Annotated in this window: 22 protein-coding genes and 1 pseudogene; 11 read left to right on the top strand and 12 right to left on the bottom strand. The window is 58.9% G+C overall.

Annotation, left to right across the window (positions count from 1 at the left end):
- Nucleotides 1-75 precede the first annotated feature (75 nt).
- The 8 genes from BXA01_RS15415 to BXA01_RS15380 all read left to right on the top strand — a co-directional run bounded on the left by BXA01_RS15415 (nucleotide 76) and on the right by BXA01_RS15380 (nucleotide 6,636).
- Nucleotides 76-1,440 carry a lysozyme inhibitor LprI family protein gene (locus BXA01_RS15415; RefSeq protein WP_076567743.1) on the top strand — a complete coding sequence of 455 codons (1,365 nt, stop codon included), beginning with the start codon at nucleotides 76-78 and terminating at the stop codon, nucleotides 1,438-1,440.
- A 139-nt stretch (nucleotides 1,441-1,579) separates the two neighbouring features.
- Nucleotides 1,580-2,068 carry a cell division protein gene (locus BXA01_RS15410; RefSeq protein WP_076564565.1) on the top strand — a complete coding sequence of 163 codons (489 nt, stop codon included), beginning with the start codon at nucleotides 1,580-1,582 and terminating at the stop codon, nucleotides 2,066-2,068.
- Nucleotides 2,061-2,813 carry a hypothetical protein gene (locus tag BXA01_RS15405; protein WP_231990978.1) on the top strand — a complete coding sequence of 251 codons (753 nt, stop codon included), beginning with the start codon at nucleotides 2,061-2,063 and terminating at the stop codon, nucleotides 2,811-2,813. Before BXA01_RS15410 ends, BXA01_RS15405 begins: the two co-directional genes overlap by 8 nt.
- A gap of 88 nt (nucleotides 2,814-2,901) precedes the next feature.
- Nucleotides 2,902-3,351 (top strand): hypothetical protein, encoded by a 450-nt coding sequence (locus BXA01_RS15400; RefSeq protein ID WP_076567737.1) that lies wholly within the window; start codon nucleotides 2,902-2,904, stop codon nucleotides 3,349-3,351.
- Nucleotides 3,352-3,362: 11 nt separating this feature from the next.
- A complete protein-coding gene (locus BXA01_RS15395; protein ID WP_076564562.1) occupies nucleotides 3,363-4,226 on the top strand; it encodes a tetratricopeptide repeat protein in 864 nt (287 codons plus the stop codon).
- A 2-nt stretch (nucleotides 4,227-4,228) separates the two neighbouring features.
- Nucleotides 4,229-4,987: a lysozyme inhibitor LprI family protein gene (locus tag BXA01_RS15390; RefSeq protein WP_076564559.1), complete on the top strand. Its 759-nt coding sequence runs from the start codon at nucleotides 4,229-4,231 to the stop codon at nucleotides 4,985-4,987.
- Between the two features lie 58 nt (nucleotides 4,988-5,045).
- Nucleotides 5,046-6,134, top strand: a complete 1,089-nt coding sequence (locus tag BXA01_RS15385) for a tetratricopeptide repeat protein (RefSeq protein WP_076564556.1) — start codon at nucleotides 5,046-5,048, stop codon at nucleotides 6,132-6,134.
- 73 nt (nucleotides 6,135-6,207) lie between these two features.
- Nucleotides 6,208-6,636: a hypothetical protein gene (locus tag BXA01_RS15380; RefSeq protein ID WP_076564553.1), complete on the top strand. Its 429-nt coding sequence runs from the start codon at nucleotides 6,208-6,210 to the stop codon at nucleotides 6,634-6,636.
- Nucleotides 6,637-6,694: 58 nt separating this feature from the next.
- On the opposite strand, the gene BXA01_RS15375 is transcribed toward BXA01_RS15380, so the two are convergent.
- Nucleotides 6,695-7,087, bottom strand: coding sequence for a DUF6124 family protein (locus BXA01_RS15375; RefSeq protein WP_231990977.1), 393 nt, complete (start codon nucleotides 7,085-7,087; stop codon nucleotides 6,695-6,697).
- A gap of 378 nt (nucleotides 7,088-7,465) precedes the next feature.
- Between BXA01_RS15375 and BXA01_RS15370 the strand changes: the two genes are divergently transcribed.
- Both BXA01_RS15370 and BXA01_RS15365 read left to right on the top strand, forming a co-directional pair.
- The gene (locus BXA01_RS15370; RefSeq protein WP_056790828.1) at nucleotides 7,466-7,849 is read left to right on the top strand and encodes a hypothetical protein; all 384 of its coding nucleotides are present in this window, start codon (nucleotides 7,466-7,468) and stop codon (nucleotides 7,847-7,849) included.
- Nucleotides 7,850-8,037: 188 nt separating this feature from the next.
- Nucleotides 8,038-10,602 carry a hypothetical protein gene (locus tag BXA01_RS15365; protein WP_076564551.1) on the top strand — a complete coding sequence of 855 codons (2,565 nt, stop codon included), beginning with the start codon at nucleotides 8,038-8,040 and terminating at the stop codon, nucleotides 10,600-10,602.
- Between the two features lie 88 nt (nucleotides 10,603-10,690).
- Here BXA01_RS15365 and BXA01_RS15360 read toward each other — a convergent pair.
- The 6 genes and pseudogenes from BXA01_RS15360 to exbB all read right to left on the bottom strand — a co-directional run bounded on the left by BXA01_RS15360 (nucleotide 10,691) and on the right by exbB (nucleotide 17,590).
- Nucleotides 10,691-12,087: pseudogene (locus BXA01_RS15360) on the bottom strand (aminoacyl-tRNA deacylase and HDOD domain-containing protein).
- A gap of 79 nt (nucleotides 12,088-12,166) precedes the next feature.
- A complete protein-coding gene (recG, locus tag BXA01_RS15355) occupies nucleotides 12,167-14,242 on the bottom strand; it encodes an ATP-dependent DNA helicase RecG (RefSeq protein ID WP_076564549.1) in 2,076 nt (691 codons plus the stop codon).
- Nucleotides 14,243-14,251: 9 nt separating this feature from the next.
- Nucleotides 14,252-15,181 (bottom strand): hydrogen peroxide-inducible genes activator, encoded by a 930-nt coding sequence (locus tag BXA01_RS15350; protein ID WP_016772533.1) that lies wholly within the window; start codon nucleotides 15,179-15,181, stop codon nucleotides 14,252-14,254.
- Nucleotides 15,182-15,458: 277 nt separating this feature from the next.
- Nucleotides 15,459-16,205, bottom strand: coding sequence for a TonB family protein (locus BXA01_RS15345; protein ID WP_076564548.1), 747 nt, complete (start codon nucleotides 16,203-16,205; stop codon nucleotides 15,459-15,461).
- Complete coding sequence (exbD, locus tag BXA01_RS15340; protein WP_016772535.1) at nucleotides 16,202-16,630, bottom strand: TonB system transport protein ExbD; 429 nt, start codon at nucleotides 16,628-16,630, stop codon at nucleotides 16,202-16,204. The genes BXA01_RS15345 and exbD overlap by 4 nt, the downstream gene beginning before the upstream one ends.
- A gap of 6 nt (nucleotides 16,631-16,636) precedes the next feature.
- Nucleotides 16,637-17,590 carry a tonB-system energizer ExbB gene (exbB, locus tag BXA01_RS15335; protein ID WP_024014803.1) on the bottom strand — a complete coding sequence of 318 codons (954 nt, stop codon included), beginning with the start codon at nucleotides 17,588-17,590 and terminating at the stop codon, nucleotides 16,637-16,639.
- 188 nt (nucleotides 17,591-17,778) lie between these two features.
- Here exbB and BXA01_RS15330 point away from each other — a divergent pair, with 188 nt between their 5' ends.
- Nucleotides 17,779-18,636 carry an SDR family oxidoreductase gene (locus BXA01_RS15330; RefSeq protein ID WP_076564547.1) on the top strand — a complete coding sequence of 286 codons (858 nt, stop codon included), beginning with the start codon at nucleotides 17,779-17,781 and terminating at the stop codon, nucleotides 18,634-18,636.
- Nucleotides 18,637-18,776: 140 nt separating this feature from the next.
- Here the strand turns inward: BXA01_RS15330 and BXA01_RS15325 are convergent, their stop codons facing one another.
- From BXA01_RS15325 to gmk, 5 genes are all read right to left on the bottom strand, one after another.
- A complete protein-coding gene (locus BXA01_RS15325; protein ID WP_071172109.1) occupies nucleotides 18,777-19,517 on the bottom strand; it encodes a hypothetical protein in 741 nt (246 codons plus the stop codon).
- A 65-nt stretch (nucleotides 19,518-19,582) separates the two neighbouring features.
- Nucleotides 19,583-19,963, bottom strand: a complete 381-nt coding sequence (locus tag BXA01_RS15320) for a RidA family protein (protein WP_014340863.1) — start codon at nucleotides 19,961-19,963, stop codon at nucleotides 19,583-19,585.
- 24 nt (nucleotides 19,964-19,987) lie between these two features.
- Entirely contained in the window at nucleotides 19,988-22,093 is a 2,106-nt protein-coding gene (gene spoT, locus BXA01_RS15315; protein WP_007920338.1) for a bifunctional GTP diphosphokinase/guanosine-3',5'-bis pyrophosphate 3'-pyrophosphohydrolase, read from the bottom strand.
- Between the two features lie 57 nt (nucleotides 22,094-22,150).
- Nucleotides 22,151-22,414 carry a DNA-directed RNA polymerase subunit omega gene (rpoZ, locus tag BXA01_RS15310; protein ID WP_008030604.1) on the bottom strand — a complete coding sequence of 88 codons (264 nt, stop codon included), beginning with the start codon at nucleotides 22,412-22,414 and terminating at the stop codon, nucleotides 22,151-22,153.
- A 168-nt stretch (nucleotides 22,415-22,582) separates the two neighbouring features.
- Nucleotides 22,583-23,203 (bottom strand): guanylate kinase, encoded by a 621-nt coding sequence (gene gmk / locus BXA01_RS15305; protein WP_039757364.1) that lies wholly within the window; start codon nucleotides 23,201-23,203, stop codon nucleotides 22,583-22,585.
- Between the last annotated feature and the right edge of the window lie 6 nt (nucleotides 23,204-23,209).

The following is a 23,209-nucleotide window of genomic DNA, read 5'->3' as shown; positions in this document are numbered from 1 at the left end:
GTTATCCAAAAACGTGGTCTTTGCCCATTTTCCCGTTGCCAAACGCAAAGCCTGAAAGACTCAAGGATGAACACAGTGAACCGTTTTGCTTTTACGCTGCTGGCCGTGCTGCTGCCGCTTTCATCTGTCTATGCGCAGGATGATTGCAGCCAAGTCACCTCAAGTCTGGAAATGGTGCCCTGCTCGGAGGCGGCGAAGAAGGCTGCCGATACGCAGTTGAATGTCAGCTACAAGCAGCTGATGACGCGACTTGAGTCTGACTATCGAGCGGATCCGGCATTGGGCGCGGAGTACGCCGCGAAGGTCAAAGAGTCGCAACGTGCGTGGTTGAAGTTGCGCGATGCGAACTGCCCTTTGGAGGCATTCGAAATCGAGACGGGGATGCCAGCGCATGTGTTTGCCGTTAACTCGTGTATCGCCAGAATGAGTCGCGAGCGCTCGGCATATCTGGACAAGATTGTCCCTGCTCTTGCATCCGACAAGAGCACTTCGACGGCACCCACCAGAGACGCTTGCCCCTCGGAGGAGTTCGCGCCTTTCCTGACAGCATTTTCCGCCAACAGCGAATCACAGCGCCGCCTGACTGCGATGACGGTCAAGTCGCTCGTGTTGAAGCCGGTAGCGGGAAAGGAACGTAGCACCTTTGAGCCTTCCACCTCGGGTGTCAGTGGAGCTACTTTTACCTATCCGCTGATGGCCGCCATCACACCCGGCAAAACGCCTGGAGTCGAGATCGAAGAGGTCGACGACAGTCACGTCAACGTGGTGGATAAGCGAGCGGGCAACAGCAATATCAAGATCTTCAACTTCTCTCGTCAGGCGTGCTGGGTGCTTGAGGGGATTGAGGATTGGTCGATCAGTGAGAAGGATCTTGTCGCAACAGAGAACCCGGGAATGAGCCGCGCCGAGAACTTCTGTGATCAGCGTGCTGAAGCTTTAGGTGGGCTGGGGTTTCTTGAGCAATACCGGCTGACTGCGGAGTTGATTGAGGCGTCCCTGGAGAATTTTGTGTGTGCTGCAGAGTCAGGTGATGCACAGGCCAGCCTGTCGGCGGCAAGCCTGAGTCTTTCGCAAATGGCACCTCAGTTAGAAACCCCTAAGGTTGAGGCTTTGTTCAAAGCGGCTTCGAAAATACCAAAGGGTGCGATGGGCTATGCGACGTTTCTTTGTTCAGGAAACTCCACCGACTATAACGGCCCTTGCCTTCACCCCAAGCAGGCAGAAGAGCAGGTTATTCGGGCGATTACCATGGGCTCCACGGACGCGATGAATTACCTGGCCTCTACCTTTGAGGGTGGGGAGTTAGGAACGAAGGATATATCGCGGGCGTTAGCCTGTTATCAAATGGCGGCTGACAAGGGTGATCAGTTGGGCCTCTTCAACGTGGGGCGATTGGGATCGTCAGCCACGGCGCCGATCAAAGCCAGCCACTGCATTTGAATTTCGAGGGGCTGTTTGAGGCGGTTTTGCACAAGTTTTGTCTGAATCCCTCACGCTAAAACGTTTAACGCTTGAGCATCTGAGGACCGCGATTTTCCTTTAAACTTCCCACCCCCAAGGAACGCGCTCAGGACACGGAATGCCAGCCTCTTCTTCCTCGCTTCGCCCAGCGTTGGTGCTTTGGCTATATGCCGCTGCGATCACGCATATCCTCGCCGGTCTTACCCTGACCTGGGCCGGTGACTCCGGCTTGCTCGATGGCTACCTGCAAGTCCTCGAACTGTCGTTCTGGGGTGCCGATGCGGTTCCCACCGCCGGCCACGAACAACAAGTCTGGTGGCTCGCGCTGTTCGGCGCGACGTTGCAAAGTTATTCGCTGTACATGTTCGCGCTGGTGCACCTGGGCAATCGCTTGAAAGTCCCGGCAGTCTGGGGCTGGTTGATCGCCGGCATCCTGTTATGGGCGCCGCAGGACATGTGGCTCTCGGCGCAACAACAGGTCTGGTCGCACCTGTGGCTCGACGGTTTTGCGTTGCTGGTGTTGTTGCCGCCGCTGTTTTGGCTCTATCGACATGACTGTCGGAAAGGCTATCGCGCGACCGAATCGAGCGAGCAGAGCCGTGGCTGATGTATCACCGTTGAGTTTCATACAGCCTCGATATCTACGCGGACTGCTCTTTGGTTTTGCCCTCACGCAGGTTAGTCATGCCATTGCCGACAAGACCGTGTTGATCGGTGATGCTCTCGGTCAATCGCAGGCCGCTCAAGGGCCAGTTACCGCCTTGGTGGTTATGACACCCTGCCGGTTTTCGATGACGCTTACGCAAGATCAATGGCTGCAGTTCAATTCGCCTGATCTGGTATTCGTTGCGACAAAACAACTTCCCAACAAATTGAACGCGCCGCACTTGTGGCAGGCACCAAGCTCAAACAGCGCTGAGTGGAATTTCGAAAAGTCAGCGGGTCTGAGCGAGCCATGGTTTGGTGTTATGTGTGAAAGTGCGGGAAGTTTTTCCGCTCTCACTAGTCAGCAGTTGCCGGCCGATGGCGCGATGGAGTTGCAGCTGTTGCGTGAAGCCAACGACCGCAAGTGTCCGGCGACTCTGACTGATCATGGCTGGGGGCCAACGTTGTTGGCGGGGCATCCGCAAACCTACACGTTTGAGTCGCTGAAGGGGGCAAAGTCGTCAGGATTCATCATCGGTTATCACGATGAGAGTCGACGTCTGTTCAGTCGCATCACCTTCTGCCTTATGCATAACGAACAGGTACTGATTGGGTCCGCGGAGTCGGGCTCATCCGCCCCGTTGGCGATAAGCGTTGAAGGATTTGAAGAAATCAAAACAGCAGTGCGGAGCATCGCCTTCGAGTGAGCATGTTGACGATGCATTGCATAGATGGAGCTACAGCGTGAAAGGATTTTCAGTTCTTCTCGGCAGCTTGATATTGGCTGCCGCGTCCATGGCATTCGCTGCCGATCCAGCCTTCAAGGATTACACCGTCACGCCAGTTTTCAACGGGCCCAACCATAAACTGGTGCCGCAAGAGAACAGCAGTCCAATGATGGATCAGGCACGGGTGCAAGCCCTGCAAGGCAAGGTCAACTTCGCCGGCCATTACATCCTGCACAGGCTCGGTTGTGGCGGCAGCGCCATTTGCGGCGAAGTGCTGGACGCCCAGACCGGTGAAGTGGTTGGAGGTCTGCCGAATGCTTACGAGGGCAGCACCTTCGGCATGGTCTACCAGCCCGACAGCCGCTTGATCATCGTCTCCGGCGTCACGCTCGACGGTGAAGAGGACGCCCAAGGGAATGCGTTGGAAAGCGGTAACCGGGATCGTTACTACGAGTTTGTGAACAATGAATTTCGACTGCTGAGCATGACCGACGTGGAATCGTCGCCGATGGAATGAGGAGTGAGTGGATGAACCGTCTTCTCGCGGGCAGCCTTAAGCGGATGATGATTGTCATGAGCCTGTCAGCTTCAGCCAATGCCTTGTCTGAAAATATTCAGATCGTGGGGGTTGGCGGGCACTTAGTGACGCTGAAGGACAAGACATGGGGCAGGCCTGCTGCGGAGTCGGCGGTTGCCTCGTTTACCGCCAATGGAAAAACGTTTCCCCTCTATGTACCCGCGGTGGGTACTGAAACGCATGAGACTTGGTTAAGTCCCGACAAGAAAACATTGTTCCTCCTTCAGACTCTGTATGGCGTTGTCATTGGCCAGGAGGGTGAAGAAATCCCGACAGAGGAAACTGGTTGCGGGGTCATTTCGATGGAGACCGGTTGCGTGCTCAGTCAGCACGCAGCCAGGTTTTGCTACGGCAAGTGGGAGGGCAATCGGTGGACTTTCGGGGAAGAGGATGCGCCTGACCTCGTCATGCACACGCCGTCTCCAAAGGACTTATTGAAGCAGGTCTCAAATATTGAGATGCCGCAATCTCGCGTGGAAGAACTCGCATTCAATCTTCGCACTATAAGTCCAGAGTCCTACATGGCTTGTCACCCACCGGCGCGCAATGTTCAAGCTTTCAACGACTTGGCCTTCTATTTGGCCGAGGGCGGTAGAGATGAGCTGGCGCTGAAGTTTTATCGCGGCGTTGAGGCCGTTGGTAAACGCACGGTACTGATGTTGAACATTGCCGACTCGCTCTGGCGCCTTGATCGCAAAGATGAAGCGCAGAGCTATTACAGCCAGTACCGCGACGCGATGAGCGCCGACGGCAAGGCGCAGAAAATACCTCAACGTGTCGTTGAGCGATCCGTCATTCAGGGAATGAAAAATTGAACATGTTTGCGCGTTTTATCGCGTTGTCCTTTGGATGCCTGTTTGCCTCTTTTGCGATGGCCGAGGACGACTGCAAAGAAATCACCGTTAGCGCCCAGGTTGATCGGTGTGTGGAGGCAGCTCGCAAAGAAGCCGACACGCAACTCAATGCCAGCTACAAGAAACTGCTGGGACGGTTTGAGGCTCAACAGCGGCGCGACCCTGAGCAGGGTAAGGCGCTGGTCGCCATGGCCAGAGAATCCCAGCGCGCCTGGATCAAGCTACGCGACACCACGTGCCCGCTTGAAGCCACGGAAATCGAGCCTGGGGTGGCAGCGCATGTCACGACGATCAGCAACTGCATGGCCAGACTGAGTCTGGAGCGTGCGGCCTACCTGGACACAATCGTCGCTGATGAGCCGGGTAATGTGGTCGATCTCAACAAGGTGTACCTGTCCAGCTCCCAGCGCTTCGGCGATGTCGTGGCACGTTATGTCAGCACCTTTGGCAGCCCATGTCTGACGGTCCAGATACTGGCGCCCAACGGCGGTTGGAGAGTGCTGTCCTCCAAGCGGTTTTGCAGTTTCGAGGGCAAGGCATTTTGGACGGACTATGCCGATGCCGGGTTTGAGGATCATGTGTTTGCCGAGGATGGGTTGCACGTGACGCTCAGTTTGACGGAGCTTCGTGGTCTCGGAGAGAAGCGCCTCGCTTGTGTGATTCCGATCAAGAACGAGCAAATCAAAGAGCTGAAATGCGGCGCGCCTGAACCCGGTGCCTAATCGGGGCTCAATTGGAACGTATTTGGACATCATTTGATTGAATCAAGGATTGAAGAAAGTGAAACGCGTATTGCAGAGCGTTCTCTGCGCTCTAACTTGTTGTGTCGCTGTACCGGGTTCTTCCGCGCTTGCTGCGCCCCAAGTCCTCAAGGAAATTCCGGCAAGCTTGCTGGGTGATGCATCACGGCAAAAGGTATTTGTTCTGACAGGGGATGCGGACGAGGCCTCCAACCGGTTGTTGATCGCGCCGGTGCAGGCACGTAATGAGGAAATTTTGCTCGATACGTCGAAGGCGCTGCCTCTGATAAAAAGTCAGTACTCGTCTGCGCTTCAGGGTGTATTCAGCGTCCATGTACTCAAAGGTCGCCCTGGCGTGATGACTGTCATTGATCCGCAGGCTGAGGAAGCTGTGGTCAAGCAGCCGTTCGTTGAGGCTGGGGATTACATCGCGCTGGTAACTAGCGAAGAAGATAACGCGGTTTACAACTTCAACCTGTTGTTCGCCTTCAACAGAGGTTCAAAGCAGTTTGAGCTGAAAGCTCTGCTGGAAGTGGCGAACAACGACTCCTGTGATCGGTCGCTTGTCAGCGTAGTGGAGTTGCCGGTGCAGACATTGGGCCCAATCACTCTCGCTTCTTTCGACGGGCGTGAAGCGCTGCAGAAGCTGCAGGTTGCTCGTACTGGCAGTATTGAGGGCGTTAGAAAGAAATTGATGACCGTCAATTCGGCTGATTTGCTGGATATGGCGCTGGCAGCCTACCGAAAGGGTGATGACTCTTCCTTCAAGGATACGATGAGCTACGCGTTGATGGGCGGTGGCTCGCATGACACTTGTCCCCCGGATAGCTATATCGTCGCAAAGTACTACTACCCGCAGCGTCCCGGCTGGTCCAACGATCTCGGTTTTCTGCTCGGCGAGGCGGGTTACTACGCTGAGTCAATTGAGTTGCTCAATGCAGTGATTGCCAACCACCCAAACAGGACGGTTGCTTACCTGAATCTCGCTGACAGTTATTGGGCCGTGAACGATAAAGAGCGGGCGGTGGCGGCTTACAAGCAATACGCATCGCGAATGTCTGAAGCGGGGAAGGTTTCGAAGATCCCGGCGAGGGTGGGTGAGCGCAGTGCTGGAGTTTCCAAGAAATGATTCGGGCCCTATTTCCGTAAAGTTCGCAGAAATGCACTTTCAATTGCCCATAAGTCGCTAAGGAATGATCGGTTTGAAATCGTCGTTTGCGTTTATTTCTGCGCTTCTTCTAATACCGCTGACTGCCCTAGGTGAGGTTACTACCGAGGTTTCCTGCTTCCGTTCGTTGGAAGGCAAGAACATCAATTTCGAGTTTCGATCCTTTTACGACACCGTCGCACGGTGGAGCGGAGCAGGGGTCAAGTACACGAAGTCCCGAAAGGTCATTCCACTGGTCTATCGGGGTGTCGAAGAGGAAGTCATGGCAGAGGGGCGGCCTTCTCAGTTCACGACAACTTGGGTAGAAGTGTCCGAAGACTCGCTGACAGGCGAATATGAAATGGTCAGCCAGGGTGCTCGAATTTACGGGATGACTTACACGAACTACAAATCCGGAAAGAGGTATTCATTTGAACAAGACATCACCATGGATGCATCTGCAGAGACAGGCTGTCGGTGGTAAGACAGTGATCATCGAGAAAGAGGGCTCAACGCCCCCTCTTTTTCATCCGTGAATCTCGCTAAAACTTGGCCGCCATGTTCCGCACTTCAATGTGATCAAGCGTCCCTTCCACCATCAATCTGACCCCGTCCGCCATCCTACTCAATGCCAATGCAACCGAGCGGCGTGAGCCATCTATGTCGTCCGCAAGGTCCGCAGCGATGATGCTGATGGATAGCAGGTCTTCCGAGGCGTTGGCCAGGAGGGCTTCGGCGTCGATGTCCGGGTTCAGGCTGAACAGGCCTTCGCGGCGTGGGGCCTGAGGGAGGTCGGATTTGCAGAAGTGGTGATCGAGGGCGCGTTCGGCGGCTTCATGTAGGGGGAGGTGTCCTCGGTGTTGGTAGTTGAATTGGTCATCGGTGTAAATCCCTTGGAGTAAGAAGTAATTGCTCCCGAATTCGGACTTGCACATCCGGTCACCGAATACCCGATGACGCAGAAAGCCTATCGGTGATCTTCGAGCTCGCCTAGTTCATGGACAGCCCCGCACTTCGCAGGAAATTTCCCATAGATCCGCGGGGCGGAAGATCAAAAGATCGCAGGCTTCGCCGGCTCCTACAGGGATGTGTTTCAACAGGTGTAGGAAAGGTGAGTGGTGAGACGCGGAGCGTCTCGGGATGCATTCCCACGCGGAGCGGGGGAACGATCAGGGGTGAACGTAGAGTCGTGACTTGGCAGTCATCGTGCGGGAAATGGTCTGCATCCTCTTCCAACAGCTTCAGATACTGGCGTTATCGTTCGAATCCCTTACACTGCCCCGGCCGTTCATTTTCCTTTTGAGGCTGTGCGCATGAAATTTCGTTTTCTCCTGTGGATGATGGGTTTGTTGATGGGTAAGGCCAGCCGGACAAATCCTGCGTTCCAGCAGCAGTTGGGTGATAAGGATCTGGTGTTTCAGCTGCAGACGCTGGACGGGAAAGTGGCGCGGCATTTCGTGGTCAAGGATCAGCGCATCACCAGCAAGTCTGGCGTGGTGCCGGAGCCGGCATTTGCGATTGCGTTTAAAGATGCCGGTTATGGCTTTGCTACGATGCAGGCGAAGAACAAGCAGTTGGCGTTTATGCAGGGGATTCAGGACAAGTCGATCCAGTTGAAGGGTAATCCGGCGCTGGTGATGTGGTTTCAGGGGTTGATGAAGTATTTGAAGCCGAGGAAGGCAAAGGCCAAGGCTTGAGACTTTTTCGGGTTGGCTTCAAGCGAAGCACGATGAAGAATCGTGCGTTCTTTGGCTCGCAAAGTCTTTATTCAGGCCTGTAAAGACGGTCGAACTGTCATTTCTGTCAGGTGCTTTGCTCATCTTCGCGATGCTCTACTCAAGCTCCGGTCCCGTAAAGGACGCAACGCACTTGATGGAGCAAGAACATGACTCAGGCTCAGGACTTGACCACCCCAGGTACCCCCGATCCCTCTTTTGCCCTGAATGGTTTATTGACGTTGCCGATACCGGGCATCGCTAGCCATGAGGCTGCGGCCGTTTTGGCCCTTCCCGACGGGAAGTTGCTGGTCGCTCTTCCTCTGGAAGGAAATGATGCGCCGCTGGCAATCGCCCGATTGGCCGAAGACGGTACGCTCGACAAGTCCTTCGGAAGTCATGAGACGGGTTTCGTCGAGATATCTTTAAACGGCGCTAGCATCAGCACCGTGTTTGGGCTCGATGCGTTGCGGGACGGCGGCTGGCTGGTGCGCGTTCAATACTTCACACAGAAGGCCGTCGATGCCGGCCAAGCAATGATCCGCTTGAAAGGCGACGGTGAGCTGGACGATTCGTTCGGCGATAACGGGGTGAGTTTATTTTCTTTCTACAAGATCCCAAGCTCCACGCCTGCGTCGTCGGCAGGGGCGAAGTCAAGCCAAAAGTCCCCCGCTACAAATGCCTCTACCGGCTCTGCAGTTCAGCAGGCCGATGGCAAAATCGTCCTGCTCCATTTCCTGCTGATCGATGAGCCATGGCCATCGCCCGTCGTGATGCGTCTTTTGACAAACGGCTCGCTCGATCCATCATTTGACGGCGCGGGGTACGTCTTGGTGGATGTCGGTGCCACCTCGAGCACCGCCGGCGCTATCGCTGTTCAAGGCGATGGCAAAGTATTGGTTTGCGGCGTTTTTCAGAATGGTGAGACAGGCTCCGGAGTTTTTCTGGCACGTTTGGACGTAGCGGGGAAGCTGGATAAGGATTTCAACAATGGCCAGGCGAAGCTGATTTTCAACGAGGATGGCGAGCGCTCTCTGAAAGCCATTTCGGTGCGGGGAAGTGATGGCCGGATCGTTGCGGTCGGTGATGCCTGGCAAGAAAACGTCCACGGCGGGTTAGTGGTTGTGCTGACCGCCAGTGGAGCGGCCAATCTTGTATTCAATGATGGCCAGCCTCTGTTTTCTCCGTTACTGCCAGACGGGTTGACGTGGTGGCATACATCACAGCTCGACGGTTCGATCATTGTCGTTGGTGCCGGGGATTCAGCGGTAATGACCGCGCGCTTTCTTGCTGACGGCAAACTGGACACGGCCTTCAACGGTATTGGCTATACGCTCTCCGATGACGTCGCGGGGCCAGTGTTTCCTCGGGATCTGGCAATCATGGAGGACGGTCGGATAGTGGTGTCCATGACCCACACCAGCCTTTCTGACCCTTCCCGGGTGGATGGCTGGATCACTCGCTATCTAAGCGCAAACCTGACGAGTGGCACGCTGAATTTTGATCCGTCTTTTGGCGAAAACGGCATTGTCAGATTTCCGCTTGGAGAATTGTCTGAGTTTGACGTAAGAGCGGTATTGGCTCTGCCGGACAACAAGTTGCTGGTGGCTGTTCGTCGACGCAAGGATGGCCTGGAAACGCTGATCGCCCGGCTTCTGGAGGACGGCCAACTGGACCTCGGTTTTGGTGAAGAAAAGACCGGATTCGTCGAGATTTCACTCAAGGACGGTTTGTATATGCACTCGATGCTCGAGTTGACGCTGCTCCCGGATGGCGGTTGGCTCGTTCGTGCCGAGTACCAGAACAATGGGCCTGATGTTTCTGCCGGGCTGGTTGTCGTGAAACAAGACAAAGATGGACGGCTGGATCACAACTTTGCTGACCAGGGTGTGCGATACATTCCTTATGCGCAGATGGGGAGCGCGGGTCATGGCGACAATGTCTTGCGGCAAGACGAGAAAATCCTGCTGGTCGGCTCCGTCGAAGACGACACTGGCCGTGTGAGCGGCATCGTCATGCGGCTCAATGCGGATGGCTCCGACGACACCACGTTCAATGGCACGGGTTTCGCGCTTGTCGAGCTCGCTGGCATTGCACACCAACACAGTTCTGCGCAGCTGGTCGCGCATCAACCTGACGGTGCTGTGGTGGTTGGCGGCAGCTATAGCGGGCCATCTTCGGGCGCTTACGTCATTCGATTCGACGCTAACGGCAAGATCGACAGGTCATTCGGCGAGAGCGGTAACGGCGTCGTGATCATCTCTGGTGAGGATGAGATGCACCTGTCCGCCATTTCAATTGTGGATGGCAAAATTGTTCTTGCAGGGGCTGCCGTAAAGGACGGTGGCATGCGTGGAGTGATTGCGGTCCTCACGTCCAAAGGCTCCTACAATCTCGTATTCAATAATGGTAAACCGTTGTTATCCGACTTTGTCCCGCAAGGTTTGAGATGGTTGCGCTGTGTAGCCCGACCTGACGGTTCAATCGTCGTCAGCGGCGACACCGGAATCGGAGTCACCGACGATGATCCGAGTGCGATCACGGCGAAGTTTTTGGCGGACGGAACACCAGACCTGTCATTCAACGGCACAGGGTTCAGCATCTTCGACGAGGCCGGGGTCCTGGAGGCTCTTCATGACATGACGGTACTGGCGGACGGCCGAATTGTAGTGGGAGGGTATTTCATTGGAAGCTTCCCGAACCCGCAGGGCTGGGTGATTCGGTACCGCGGTTGATTACGCCAATAATCAACAGTTGGCCGCAACGCACCCGCTCCTGAAGATCGCATCGATCTTGTGGGAGCGGGCTTGCCCGCGAAGCTTTTCAGGTCTGGCTGAACTGCGAAGCCAGTTCACGCAGCAGCACTTCAGCCTCAAGCACTTTGCTGACGACATCGTTGGCTTTGTCACGGCTCAGGCCGACGCGTTCAAGCAGGGCATCCGGAATATCTTCATCCGGCCCGGAGCCAATCCCGCGACTACGCAGCAGGCGCACGGCCAGGCAGACGAGGTTCGGGTATTCGGCGTAGGCGCCGTCGTAGCTTGGGTCGTGCTGGAAGCGCAGGGCGGTGGCCAGCTCATCCGGCATGTCCCAGTAGCGCATCAGCCACGAGCCGATCTGTTCACGGCTGATACCGAGCAGGTGTTGCTCGATGTAGCTGTGGCACAGGTGCGGGTTGACCTCCAGGTGGCGGCAGATCAGTGAGAAGTGCGGCGGGAACACGTGGGCCAGCAGCAGGTAACCGAAGTTGTGCAGTAGACCGGCCAGATAGGTCAGGCCGGCTTCCGGGCGCTGGGCGCGGGGCATGGCGCGGGTCAGGCCTTCGATGACGGCGGCGGTGTAGATCGATTGCTGCCAGTACGGCGTAGTGTGTTGCGGGTGGTCTTTGGGCAGGCTCAGGGTCTTGCCGAGGGCCAGGCCCAGCGCGAGGTTGATCACCAGATCGAAGCCCAACACGCGGACGATCGCGTCTTCCACCGAACGAATCTTGCCCGGCGAGGCGTAGTAGGGCGACGCCGCCCAGCTCACCACTTGCGCGGCCAGCGCCGGGTTTCGACCACGCCGGTGATGTCGTCGATGGTGGCGTTGGGGTCGACGCGCAGCTTGATGATTTTTTGCGCGGTTTCGGCCAGCGGTGGAATCTCGATGGTCGCTTCCAGACGCTGCTGAATGCGCCGCGCAGTGAACGCCTGCACGGCCTGGGTGATTTCCTCGCGGTCATCGTCCGGGCGGTCGAGGTTCGGGCGAATGCTGCTCAGGGCTTCGCCGAAGTTGGCGGCGCTGGCCTTGGTCAGCATCGATTTGAAGTCTTCGCTGCTGATTTCCAGCAGCAGGCCCGGCTCGCCGGAGTTGATCAGCAGCTTCGGCTCGCGCAGCAGGCTTTCTTCGTAGAGGCACGGCGAACTGGTCAGCGCTGGCAGGCCCGGCAACAGGCTCAGATTGTGTTTGCCGAGCATCTTCTCCAGACGCTCGGTGGACACGGCTGTGAGGCGGCGGCCAGTGAGTTCGGCGAGGCGATTGAGATCCAGCAACTGGCTCTGTGGAAACAGCACCATCAACGCGCCCACGGCGTCGTCCAGCAACACGGCCTGCACTTTGCGCGAGGCATTGAGGCCGTGGTGGTCGAGCACTTCTTCGTAGGCAACGCCCAGCTTGTTGAGCAGCAGCCGAATAACAGACGGAGCTTGCGGAGATTCGGGGACGAGAGCAGCTTCGGTCATGGTCTGTATCCGTTTTTGAAACAATGGCAGGAGTATAACCAGCTCTGTAGGAACGATCCTGCACAAACTGCGACGGTGCTCACACTTGGCCGTATTGCTGCCCATGGCGCAGCCAACGGTCAAGCAATGGGCTGACGTGGGTCGGCCAGCGCTCCAGCAGAGCCTGGGCGGCGTCGCGCACGGCGGGCAGCAGGTCGGCGTCGCGCATCAGGTCGGCGACCTTGAATTGCAGCAGGCCGGTCTGACGGGTGCCGAGCATTTCCCCGGGGCCGCGCAGTTCGAGGTCTTTTTCGGCGATGACGAAACCGTCGTTGGTCTCGCGCATGATGCCCAAACGCTGACGGCCGATCTGCGACAGCGGCGGGTGGTAAAGCAGTACGCAGTGGCTGGCCGCGCTGCCCCGACCAACCCGACCGCGCAACTGGTGCAGTTGCGCGAGGCCGAGACGCTCGGGGTTTTCGATGATCATCAGGCTGGCGTTGGGCACGTCGACGCCAACTTCGATCACGGTGGTGGCGACCAGCAGTTGCAGGTTGCCGGCCTTGAACTCAGCCATCACTGCGGCTTTCTCGACCGGCTTCATGCGCCCGTGAATCAGCCCGACTTTCAATTCGCCGAGGGCGGCGGTGAGGTCTTCAAACGTGGTTTCGGCGGCCTGGCAGGTCAGCTCTTCGGATTCTTCAATCAGCGTGCACACCCAATAGGCCTGCCGCCCTTCGGCACAGGCGCTGCGCACGCGTTCGATGACTTCGACGCGGCGGGTGTCGGTGACCAGCACGGTGTTCACCGGGGTGCGCCCGGGCGGCAGTTCGTCGAGGATCGAGGTGTCGAGGTCGGCGTAGGCGCTCATCGCCAGCGTGCGTGGAATCGGCGTGGCGGTCATGATCAGCTGATGCGGGCACATGCGCCCGCCGACGCCTTTCTGCCGCAGCGCCAGACGCTGCTGCACGCCGAAGCGGTGTTGTTCGTCGATGATCACCAGCGCGAGGTTCTTGAACTGCACTTCGTCCTGGAACAGCGCGTGGGTGCCGACCACCATCGGCGTGCCGCTGGCGATCTGCTCCAGCGCAGCGACGCGGTTCTTGCCCTTGAGCTTGCCTGCCAGCCACGCCACTTCAATGCCCAGCGGCTCGAGCCAACGCTTGAAGGTGATGAAGTGCTGTTCGGCGAGGATCTCGGTCGGCGCCATCAGCGCGACCTGGTAACCGGCCTCCAGCGCTTGCAGTGCGGCGAGGGCGGCAACCACGGTCTTCCCCGCGCCAACGTCACCCTGAATCAGGCGCAGCATCGGTTCGTGCTGACTGAGGTCGTAGGCGATTTCGTTGCCGACGCGCTGTTGCGCGCCGGTCGGGTTGAAGCCGAGGTTTTTCAGGTATTTCGGTGGCAGCCTGGTGGCTTTCGGCATCGCTGGGGCGCGCAGTGAGCGCATGCTTTCACGCAGACGCTGTTGCGACAGTTGATGGGTGAGCAGTTCTTCGAACGCCAGGCGATGCTGCGCCCAGTGATGGCCAAGGGCGAGTTCATCGACATCGGCATCGGCGGGCGGGTTGTGCAGGTAACGGATCGCGTCGGCCAGCGGCGCCAGTTGGTAGTCGCGGGCCAGTTCGGTCGGCAGCCAGTCGGGCAGGGTGTTCGGCTTGAGCAGCGTCAGGGTCTGCATGCACAACTGGCGCAGGCGCTGTTGGGTCAGGCCTTCGGTGAGCGGATAGACCGGGGTCAGGGTTTCATCGACTGGCGGCGGTTCATCGCCGATGATCGCGCGGTATTCCGGATGATAGATTTCCAGGCCTGAGGCGCCGGGCCGGGCTTCACCGTAGCAGCGAACCCGCGTGCCACGCTTGAGCCCTTCCTTCTGCGCGTTGCTGAAATGGTAGAAACGCAGACTCAGCCCGCCGGTGCCGTCCTGCAAGCGCACGACCAGGCTGCGGCGGCGACCCATGACCACGTCGGCGCCGCTGACGGTGCCTTCGACCACGGCGTCCTGCCCCGGGCGCAACGCACCGATCGGCACCACGCGGGTGCGATCCTGATAACGCAGCGGCAGGTGGAACAGCACGTCCTGCAGATTCTCCAGGCCGACCTTGGCCAGTTTCTCGGCCATGGCCTCACCGACACCCTTGAGTGCCGTCACCGACACTTGCGACAGCTCCGTCATGACGCTCGCTTAACCGGCCGTAACCGGCGCCGTTGGCTTGGCCACCGAGCACAGGCGAATGGAATCGGCGAGGATCTCGATGGCTTTCGGCCGTGGGAAGCTGGCGCGCCAGGCGATCGCCACGGTGCGGAACGGCACCGGCGCGGTCAGTGGGCGCACTTCAATCACGCCCGGGGCGTAGTGATGGCTGTCCACCGCCGACAGTGGCAGGATCGAGATGCCCAGGCCGGACGCGACCATGTGGCGAATGGTTTCCAGCGAGCTGGATTCCACCGTGGTGTGCTTGGCGCCGTCGTTGCCTTTGGTCAGGGTCGGGCAGGCTTCGAGCACCTGATCGCGGAAGCAGTGGCCTTCACCGAGCAGCAGCAGGCTCTTGTCGTTGAGCAGGCCGGCGTCGATGGACTCTTTCTTGGTCCACGGGTGCTGGGCCGGCATCAGGACGTAGAACGGCTCGTCGTACAGCGGCAGGGTCAGCACGTCGGCTTCGTTGAACGGCAGGGCAATGATGATCGCGTCGAGTTCGCCGTTGCGCAGTTTGTCGCGCAGCACGTGCGTGAAGTTTTCTTCGATGTACAACGGCATCTGCGGGGCAACCCGGTGCAGTTGTGGGATCAGGTGCGGGAACAGGTACGGGCCGACGGTGTAGATGGCGCCGACTTTCAGCGGCGCGGTCAGCTGATTCTTGCCGGCCTGGGCCAGTTCGCGAATGCCCTGGGCTTGTTCCAGTACTTTCTGCGCCTGGGCGACGATGCCTTCGCCGACCGGGGTCAGGCGCACGGCGCTTTTGCTGCGCTCGAAAATCAGCACACCGAGTTCGTCTTCAAGTTTCTTCACGCCCACCGACAGCGTCGGCTGACTGACGTGGCAACGCTCGGCGGCATGGCCGAAATGCTGCTCTTGGGCGAGGGTAACGATGTAGCGTAATTCTGTGAGGGTCATAGCAAGCGTCCATGAAGATGCGCGCCAAGCATACCGGCTGCAATCGATAGACGCACGTTATCAGACTGCGGGCTGAGTGCGACACCGGTCGAGGACGGTTTGCCGCAGGCAGATACGCAAAAGGCACCTTTCGGTGCCTCTTGGCTTGGTTCTCTCGGCTGGCGGAGAACCTTGTGGGAGCTGGCTTGCCAGCGATTGCAGTGGGTCAGCTAATAAATCCTTCTCTGACACACCGCTATCGCTGGCAAGCCAGCTCCCACAGGTATTGCGGTGTTGCTTAGCGGCGACGTTCCAGCGAATAAACAAACGGCGCAACAATTTCGATCGAGCCGTTGTTGAGCATGTCGGCCGGAGGCTTGGGCAGCGGTTGCGCGCGGCGGATCATGTCCAGGGTGGCCCGGTCCAGATCAGCGTTGCCAGAGCGGCCCACCAGTTCGAACGACAGCACATTACCTTCGCCATCGACCACGAAACGCAGACGATTCAAGCCTTCCTTGCCCCGCGACTGCGCACTCTGCGGGTACTTCTTGTACTTCTGCAGATGCGCGAGCAAGGCGCCTTGCCAACTGGCCTTGGCCGCCACTTCAGCTGGCGATGGGCCCGGTGCCGGCTGGGCGGATTTCTCCGTCGGTGCCTGGGTCGGTTGCGTATCGGCCGGTTTCTCCTCGGAAGGTTTTTCCTTCGGCGGCTCTGGCAGTTTTTTCTCGACCGGCTTCGGCGGTTTTGGCTTGGGCTTCGGCTTGGGTTTCGGTACCGCGATTTCCGCTTTCGGTGCTTCAGCCAGTTTCGGAATCGGCAATTCTTCCACCGGAGCCGGTGGCTGCGGCGGTGTGACGACTTTCGGCGGAGCCGGCGGTGGCGGGGCAGGCAACGGGGCCAGCTCGACCATCATTGCCTGCGGCGGCAATTCGATGGGCGGGCGGGCAGTCCAGTTCAGCGCCAGCGCGATGGCCAGCGCATGCACGCCCAGCACCACGGCCAGGCTACCGCTGTAACGCGTCAGCTTATGGCGCGTCGTGATCATTTCTTGGCTGCCGTCTCAAGTCCGACCAGACCAACCTTCAGGTAACCGGCGGCGCGCAGGCTGTCCATCACGCTCATCAGGTCACCGTAATCCACGCCTTTGTCGGCCTGGAAGAAGATGGTGGTGTCTTTCTTGCCCTGGGTCTTGGCGTCGAGGGTAGCGCCGAGGGTTTCGGCTTTCACTTCGTCGTCACCGAGGAACAGGCGCTGGTCCGCTTTCACACTGAGGAACACCGGTTTTTCCGGCCGCGGCGCCGGTTTGGCGGTCGAGGCCGGCAGGTCGACTTTTATGTCCACAGTGGCCAACGGCGCGGCCACCATGAAGATGATCAACAGCACCAGCATCACGTCGATGAACGGCGTGACGTTGATTTCGTGGTTCTCGGCCAGATCGTCGTCTGCGCCTTCTTTCAAATGCAGGCCCATGGCCGATTACCCCACTTTAACCATGTGCGGCTGCGAGCTGCGCTCAGGCTGGTGGTCGAGATCGCGGCTGACCAGCAGCAGGACTTCTGCCGAGGCATCGGAGACCTGCGCCTTGTAACCGGCGATGGAGCGGGCGAAGACGTTGTAGATCACCACCGCAGGGATCGCCGCAACCAGACCCAGTGCAGTGGCCAGCAGGGCTTCAGCGATACCCGGTGCGACAACGGCGAGGTTGGTGGTCTGGGTTTTGGCGATGCCGATGAACGAGTTCATGATGCCCCACACGGTACCGAACAGACCTACGAACGGTGCGGTCGAACCGATGGTGGCGAGGACGCCGGTGCCGCTGCTCATGTTGCGACCGCAGGCAGCAACGAGGCGCTCGAGGCGGAAGCTGACACGCTCCTTGATGCCTTCTTTCTCGCGGCTGTTGACCGACAGGCGCATCTCTTCGAGCGCGTCATGCACCAGCAGGTTGGCGAGGGTGCCTTCCTTGCCTGCGGTAGCGCTGGCTTCCTTGAGGGTGGTGGCTTTTTTCAGTGCAGCGATTTCGCCACGCAGACGACGCTTGGCGCCCATCAGCTCGAAGCCTTTGGCGATCCAGATGGTCCAGGTGATGATCGATGCGATGGCCAGACCGATCATCACGATTTTCACGATGATGTCGGCGTTCTGGTACATGCCCCACGGCGACAGGTCGTGGGCCATGCCCAAGGTGTTGTCGGCTTCGAGAACTTCAGGTGCGTCGGCCGCGTCGACAGCCTGCACCGGATCGGTGGCGGCCGGTGCAGCCGGAGCGGCAGCGGGTGCGCTCTGCTCGGTGGCGGCTGGGGTGGCGGGCGCTTGGGCGTCGGCGAAGGCGGCGGTCGGTGCCAGCATCAGGCTGAGCAACAGAGCCGCGACGGCGCTCCAGGCGCGAGGTCGAGTGGTTGGCGAAGCGGGAGTTTGATTACGTGTCATGCTGGCCGGACCTGAGATAGAAAAACGTTGTTGCTCTTCCAGGCCTCGTGAGGCCGAGAACAAAAGTGGCGTGCATTATTGCAAGTAATTCTTGTTAACAAAAGTAATAGAGTAACTTTTTTTCCTTCATTGCTAGCCGTTCGTCCTGTGCCAGAGCTAGTCTGTGCCTTTCCGATGGGAGTTTTCTGATGTCCGCGCCTTCTGTTTTGATTGCCGGTTGTGGTGATGTCGGCAGTCGTCTGGCCACGCAATTGCTGGCGGCTGGCTGGCAAGTCCGTGGCCTGCGCCGCGACGTTTCCAAGCTGCCGGAGGGTGTCATCGGCGTCGCCGGCGATCTGTTCAACGAAGAATGCCCGGCGACCTGGCCGGTGGGTGCCGTGGATTATCTGGTGTATTGCGCTGCGGCCACCGACCACGATGAAGAGGGCTACCGCAAGGCCTACGTGCAAGGCTTGCAGAACGTGCTGAGCTGGCTGGACGACTATGGGCAAGTGCCTGAGCGGCTGATCTTTGTGTCGAGCAGCAGCGTGTACGGCCAGCAGGATGGAGCATGGGTGGATGAGACCTCCGAGACTGTCGCGGCCGGTTATTCAGGTCGCTTGATGCTTGAGGCCGAGCAGGTCGCGCTCAATAGCGGCATTCCGGCAAGTGTGCTGCGCCTGACCGGCATTTACGGCCCGGGCCGCGAGTGGCTGCTGACTCAGGTGCGTCGCGGGTATCGCGTGGCAGTCGAGCCGCCGCTGTATGGCAATCGGATTCATGCCGATGATGCAGCGGGGCTGCTGGCGTTCTTGCTGGAAAAAGACCGCGAGGGCATCAAGCTGGACGAGCTCTATATCGGTGTGGATGACGCGCCAGCGCCGTTGGCCGAAGTGGTGGGCTGGTTGCGCAAGTATCTGGGCGTGACTGAATGGGCGGAAGACGCCAGTGTGCGGCGCACTGGCAGCAAGCGTTGCAGCAATGCGCGGGCGAAAGCGTTGGGGTGGGTGCCGAAGTATTCGAGTTATCGCGAAGGCTATGCAGCGATTCTTGAAGGTAAGTGCTGAATTTTCAGCAACACAAAAACCACTGTGGGAGCGAGCCTGCTCGCGAATGCGGTATGTCAGTCATTATCAGTTTGACTGACCCACCGCGTTCGCGAGCAGGCTCGCTCCCACATTTGATCTTCTGAGATTTCGGAGGCAGGTTACTGCTTCTCCAGCAACCACTTGCGCTCACCTGCGGCGAACTGCGGTTGCTCATCCGCCAGCGCAGCGTTCACTGCCTGCAGAATCTCCAGCTCCTTGCCCTTGCGCACAAAGATCCAGTTGTTGCCCTGGCCATTGAGTTGCAGCCACATGCTGTCGTTGCCATTGCTCATGGACGCGCAATCGCCGGCCAGACACAAGGCATAACGATCAACGCCCGGCAGGCCGGTCACCTGGCCGTCGGCCTGGAACTGCACGGTGCCGCCTTCACCCTGGCCGCTGGCGATGATCCAGTTACCGCCCAGATATGCCGAATACAGCGCGCGTTCGAAGCTGGCACCGATTGGAGCGCCTTCCGGCACCGGGATCTGTGCGCGATCGAAAAGCTGCTCGGGTTCGTTGTCGCTGGCAGCTTGCTGCAGGCGCCCGCCGTCGCGTTTCAGTTCGCTGGCGGAGCTGCCATAGAAGTCGACTTTCCAGGCGCCGGACTCTTCGCCCAGCAGCCGTCCTTCGACGTTCTCAAAACCGTTGGTGTAGCGGGCCTGACCGGCCTTGGTGTTGACGTCCCATTCCAGATTCGGGCCGTAAGCCTGCAGCGCTTCACGCAGGGGACCGCCCTTGGCGGCGGCATCGATCGCCACCTGGTTGATCCAGGTGCCGCTGATGTCACGGTCGGCAGGGTCGCTGGCGCAGCCGCCGAGAAACAGGGCGAGCAGCGAGAGAGCTAGCGCTTTGCGCATGGTGGAATCCTTTCAAAACCTTTTCTTGCAGCAGTCGGCGCGGCGTGGAGGCCGCGCCGTGCGCATCACTCGATGACCAGAATGGCATCCATTTCAACCTGCGCACCCTTCGGCAGGGCGGCCACGCCAATGGCGGCGCGGGCAGGGTATGGCTGGTCGAAGTACTTGCCCATGATCTCGTTGACCTTGGCGAAGTGGCTCAGGTCGGTGAGGAAGATGTTCAGTTTGACGATGTCCTTGAACGAACCGCCGGCGGCTTCGGCCACGGCTTTGAGGTTCTCGAAGACCTGGACGGTCTGGGCTTCGAAGCCCTCAACCAGTTCCATGGTTTTCGGGTCCAGAGGAATCTGGCCCGACATGTAAACGGTGTTGCCTGCCTTGATCGCCTGGGAGTAAGTGCCGATGGCGGCCGGGGCCTTGTCGCTGGTGATGACGGTTTTGGTCATGTAGGACTCCTTGTAATAGGCAGGTTATGCACGCATGCGGGTGATGCGTATCACCCCGGTCAAAGCGCGCAGTTTCTTGATCACGCGGGCCAGGTGCACACGGTCGTGAACGCTGACCACCAACTGCACGACGCTGATGCGACCATCGCGTTCGTCCATGCTGATTTTCTCGATGTTGCCGTCGGCCGCGTTGACGCTGCTGGCCAGCAGGGCGATCAGGCCACGCTGATGTTCCAGCTCGACGCGCAGCTCGACGTTGAATTCGCCGGTGACATCCTTGGCCCACGAGAGCTGGATGCATTTTTCCGGGTTGTGCCTGATTTCGCTGATGTTGCGGCAGTTGTCCAGGTGCACGACCATGCCTTTGCCCGCCGACAGGTGCCCGACAATCGGGTCGCCCGGGATCGGCGTGCAGCACTTGGCGTAGCTGAGCACCAGGCCCTCGGTACCGCGAATCGCCAGCGGACCTTCCGGACTTGGCAGCTGCTCGCCTTCGCCAAGCAGGCGACGGGCGACCACGTACGCCATGCGGTTGCCCAGGCCGATGTCTTCGAGCAGGTCTTCGATCAGTTCGAGGCGGTACTCGGTAAGCATTGCTTTGACGCGCTCTGCCGGAATCTTTTCCAGCGAGCTGTCGAAACCGTTGAGCACCTTGTTCAGCAGGCGTTCGCCAAGACTGATGGACTCGGAGCGGCGTTGTAGCTTCAGCGCATGACGAATGTGCGTGCGCGCCTTGCCGGTAACGACGAAGTTGAGCCACGCCGGATTTGGCCGTGCGCCGGGGGCGCTGACGATTTCGACCGTGGAGCCGCTTTGCAGCGGTTCGGACAGCGGCGCGAGACGACGGTTGATCCGGCAGGCGATGCAGCTGTTGCCGACGTCGGTGTGTACCGCGTAGGCAAAGTCGACCGCCGTGGAGCCTTTTGGCAGCTCCATGATCCGGCCTTTGGGCGTGAACACGTAGACCTCGTCCGGGAACAGGTCGATCTTCACACTCTCGATGAATTCCAGCGAGTTGCCGGCACGTTGCTGCATCTCCAGCACGCCTTTGACCCACTGGCGGGCGCGGGCGTGAGTGCCTTTCGGTTGCTCGTCACCGCTGGATTTGTACAGCCAATGGGCGGCGATGCCGTTATTGGCCATCTCTTCCATTTCGCGGGTACGGATCTGGATCTCGATCGGTACACCGTGCATGCCGAACAGCGTGGTGTGCAGTGACTGATAGCCGTTGGCCTTGGGGATCGCGATGTAATCCTTGAAGCGCCCTGGTAACGGTTTGTACAAATTATGCACAGCACCCAATACGCGGTAGCAGGTATCGACCTTGTCGACGATGATCCGGAACGCGTAAACGTCCATGATCTCGTTGAAGGCCCGACGCTTGCCGCGCATTTTCTTATAGATGCCGTAGAGGTGTTTCTGCCGACCGCTGACTTCGCCCTGGATGCCGTCGATGGCGAGGCAATGGCCGAGGGACTCTTCGATCTTGTTGACGATTTCCTTGCGGTTGCCCCGGGCGCGCTTGACCGCCTGGTAGATCCGCGCGGAACGCATCGGGTGCATGGCCTTGAAGCCGAGGTCTTCGAATTCGATGCGGATCGCGTGCATGCCCAGCCGGTTGGCAATGGGCGCGTAGATCTCGAGAGTTTCCTTGGCGATGCGCCGGCGTTTTTCGCCGGACAGCACTTCAAGCGTGCGCATGTTGTGCAGGCGGTCGGCGAGCTTGACCAGGATCACCCGGATGTCGCGCGCCATGGCCATGGCCATTTTCTGGAAGTTTTCCGCCTGGGCTTCGGCCTTGGTCTCGAAATTCATCTGGGTCAGTTTGCTGACCCCGTCGACCAGTTCGGCCACGGTTTCACCAAACTGCGCTTGCAGCGCTTCCTTGGCGATACCGGTGTCTTCGATCACGTCATGCAGCATCGCGGCCATCAGGCTCTGATGGTCCATGTGCATGTCGGCAAGAATATTGGCCACGGCAAGAGGATGCGTGACATACGCCTCGCCGCTGCGACGGCGTTGACCGTCATGGGCTTGTTCGGCGTAGAAATACGCTCGGCGGACCAGGTTGACCTGGTCGTTGCCGAGGTAGGTCGATAAGCGATCGGCGAGGGCGTCTATGCTCGGCATGATGATTCCTGCCGAAAGCTGTGACCCCGCGCCGTGCTACGTCGACCAGGCATAGGCTTAGACGGCCTCGTTCGACTCGTCCTCGAACGCTGCGAACAGCGGTTCATCCTGGACGATTTCCTGCTCGGCGATGAACTCGTAGCTCATCAGACCTTCAGCAATTTCACGCAGCGCGACAACGGTCGGCTTGTCGTTTTCCCACTGCACCAATGGCTCTTTGCCGCCGGTGGCCAGTTGACGGGCACGCTTGGTAGAGAGCATGACCAGCTCAAAGCGGTTTTCCACGTGTTCTAGGCAGTCTTCAACGGTTACGCGGGCCATGGTATTCCTCGGAGCGAATGCAATATGCGCGCTGCCCGGTTGGGCGAGCGGACTGAGCAGTTTAAAAAATCACCAGCGATTAGGGAAGCGCTGATTTTTTGACCAGACCCTTCAACGCGCTGCAAGCACCAATGTAAAGCGCTTGCAGGCATTTTGGGAAGTGCTGTTTTAGCCGAGCAATTCAGCCAGCAATTTGCCGAAACGCACTTGCTGGCGTTTCTGTTGCAGCTGATTGGCGCGGAAAATCGCTTTCAGATCGTCCAGCGCGTGGGCGAAATCGTCGTTGATGATCAGGTAATCGTAATCGACGTAATGGCTCATCTCGCTGACCGCTTCGCGCATGCGGCCGTCGATGATCTCGTCGCTGTCCTGGCCGCGGTTGGTCAGGCGCTGGTGCAGGGCTTGCAGCGATGGCGGCAGGATGAAGATCGAGCGCGCTTGCGGCATCAGCTTGCGCACTTGCTCGGCGCCTTGCCAGTCGATTTCCAGAATCAGGTCGTGACCTTCGTCCAGGGTCTGTTGCAAACGGCTTTGCGAGGTGCCGTAGAAGTTGCCGAAGACTTCGGCGCGCTCAAGAAAGTCGCCGTGCTCGCCCATCTTCACGAACTCTTCGCGGGTTACGAAGTGGTAATTCACGCCGTCCACTTCGCCCGGGCGCATGGCGCGGGTGGTGTGCGAAACGGAAACGCGAATCTCCGGATCGGCGTCGGTCAAGGCCTTGACCAGACTGCTCTTGCCCGCGCCCGATGGCGCGGAAATGATGTACAGGGTGCCGGTGTGTTGGGTCATGTCAGG

The organism is Pseudomonas sp. B10 (assembly GCF_900156235.1).
Lineage (GTDB): Bacteria > Pseudomonadota > Gammaproteobacteria > Pseudomonadales > Pseudomonadaceae > Aquipseudomonas > Aquipseudomonas siliginis.
This window is presented reverse-complemented; position numbering and strand designations above follow the sequence as displayed.

Bases quoted from the DNA above. Each gene is read 5' to 3' on its own strand.
- BXA01_RS15410 (WP_076564565.1), top strand. From the start codon at position 1,580: ATGCCAGCCTCTTCTTCCTCGCTTCGCCCAGCGTTGGTGCTTTGGCTA.
- BXA01_RS15400 (WP_076567737.1), top strand. From the start codon at position 2,902: ATGGCATTCGCTGCCGATCCAGCCTTCAAGGATTACACCGTCACGCCA.
- BXA01_RS15395 (WP_076564562.1), top strand. From the start codon at position 3,363: ATGAACCGTCTTCTCGCGGGCAGCCTTAAGCGGATGATGATTGTCATG.
- BXA01_RS15390 (WP_076564559.1), top strand. From the start codon at position 4,229: ATGTTTGCGCGTTTTATCGCGTTGTCCTTTGGATGCCTGTTTGCCTCT.
- BXA01_RS15375 (WP_231990977.1), bottom strand. From the start codon at position 7,087: ATGTGCAAGTCCGAATTCGGGAGCAATTACTTCTTACTCCAAGGGATT.
- BXA01_RS15370 (WP_056790828.1), top strand. From the start codon at position 7,466: ATGAAATTTCGTTTTCTCCTGTGGATGATGGGTTTGTTGATGGGTAAG.
- BXA01_RS15365 (WP_076564551.1), top strand. From the start codon at position 8,038: ATGACTCAGGCTCAGGACTTGACCACCCCAGGTACCCCCGATCCCTCT.
- recG (WP_076564549.1), bottom strand. From the start codon at position 14,242: ATGACGGAGCTGTCGCAAGTGTCGGTGACGGCACTCAAGGGTGTCGGT.
- BXA01_RS15350 (WP_016772533.1), bottom strand. From the start codon at position 15,181: ATGACCCTCACAGAATTACGCTACATCGTTACCCTCGCCCAAGAGCAG.
- BXA01_RS15345 (WP_076564548.1), bottom strand. From the start codon at position 16,205: ATGATCACGACGCGCCATAAGCTGACGCGTTACAGCGGTAGCCTGGCC.
- exbD (WP_016772535.1), bottom strand. From the start codon at position 16,630: ATGGGCCTGCATTTGAAAGAAGGCGCAGACGACGATCTGGCCGAGAAC.
- exbB (WP_024014803.1), bottom strand. From the start codon at position 17,590: ATGACACGTAATCAAACTCCCGCTTCGCCAACCACTCGACCTCGCGCC.
- BXA01_RS15330 (WP_076564547.1), top strand. From the start codon at position 17,779: ATGTCCGCGCCTTCTGTTTTGATTGCCGGTTGTGGTGATGTCGGCAGT.
- BXA01_RS15325 (WP_071172109.1), bottom strand. From the start codon at position 19,517: ATGCGCAAAGCGCTAGCTCTCTCGCTGCTCGCCCTGTTTCTCGGCGGC.
- BXA01_RS15320 (WP_014340863.1), bottom strand. From the start codon at position 19,963: ATGACCAAAACCGTCATCACCAGCGACAAGGCCCCGGCCGCCATCGGC.
- spoT (WP_007920338.1), bottom strand. From the start codon at position 22,093: ATGCCGAGCATAGACGCCCTCGCCGATCGCTTATCGACCTACCTCGGC.
- rpoZ (WP_008030604.1), bottom strand. From the start codon at position 22,414: ATGGCCCGCGTAACCGTTGAAGACTGCCTAGAACACGTGGAAAACCGC.
- gmk (WP_039757364.1), bottom strand. From the start codon at position 23,203: ATGACCCAACACACCGGCACCCTGTACATCATTTCCGCGCCATCGGGC.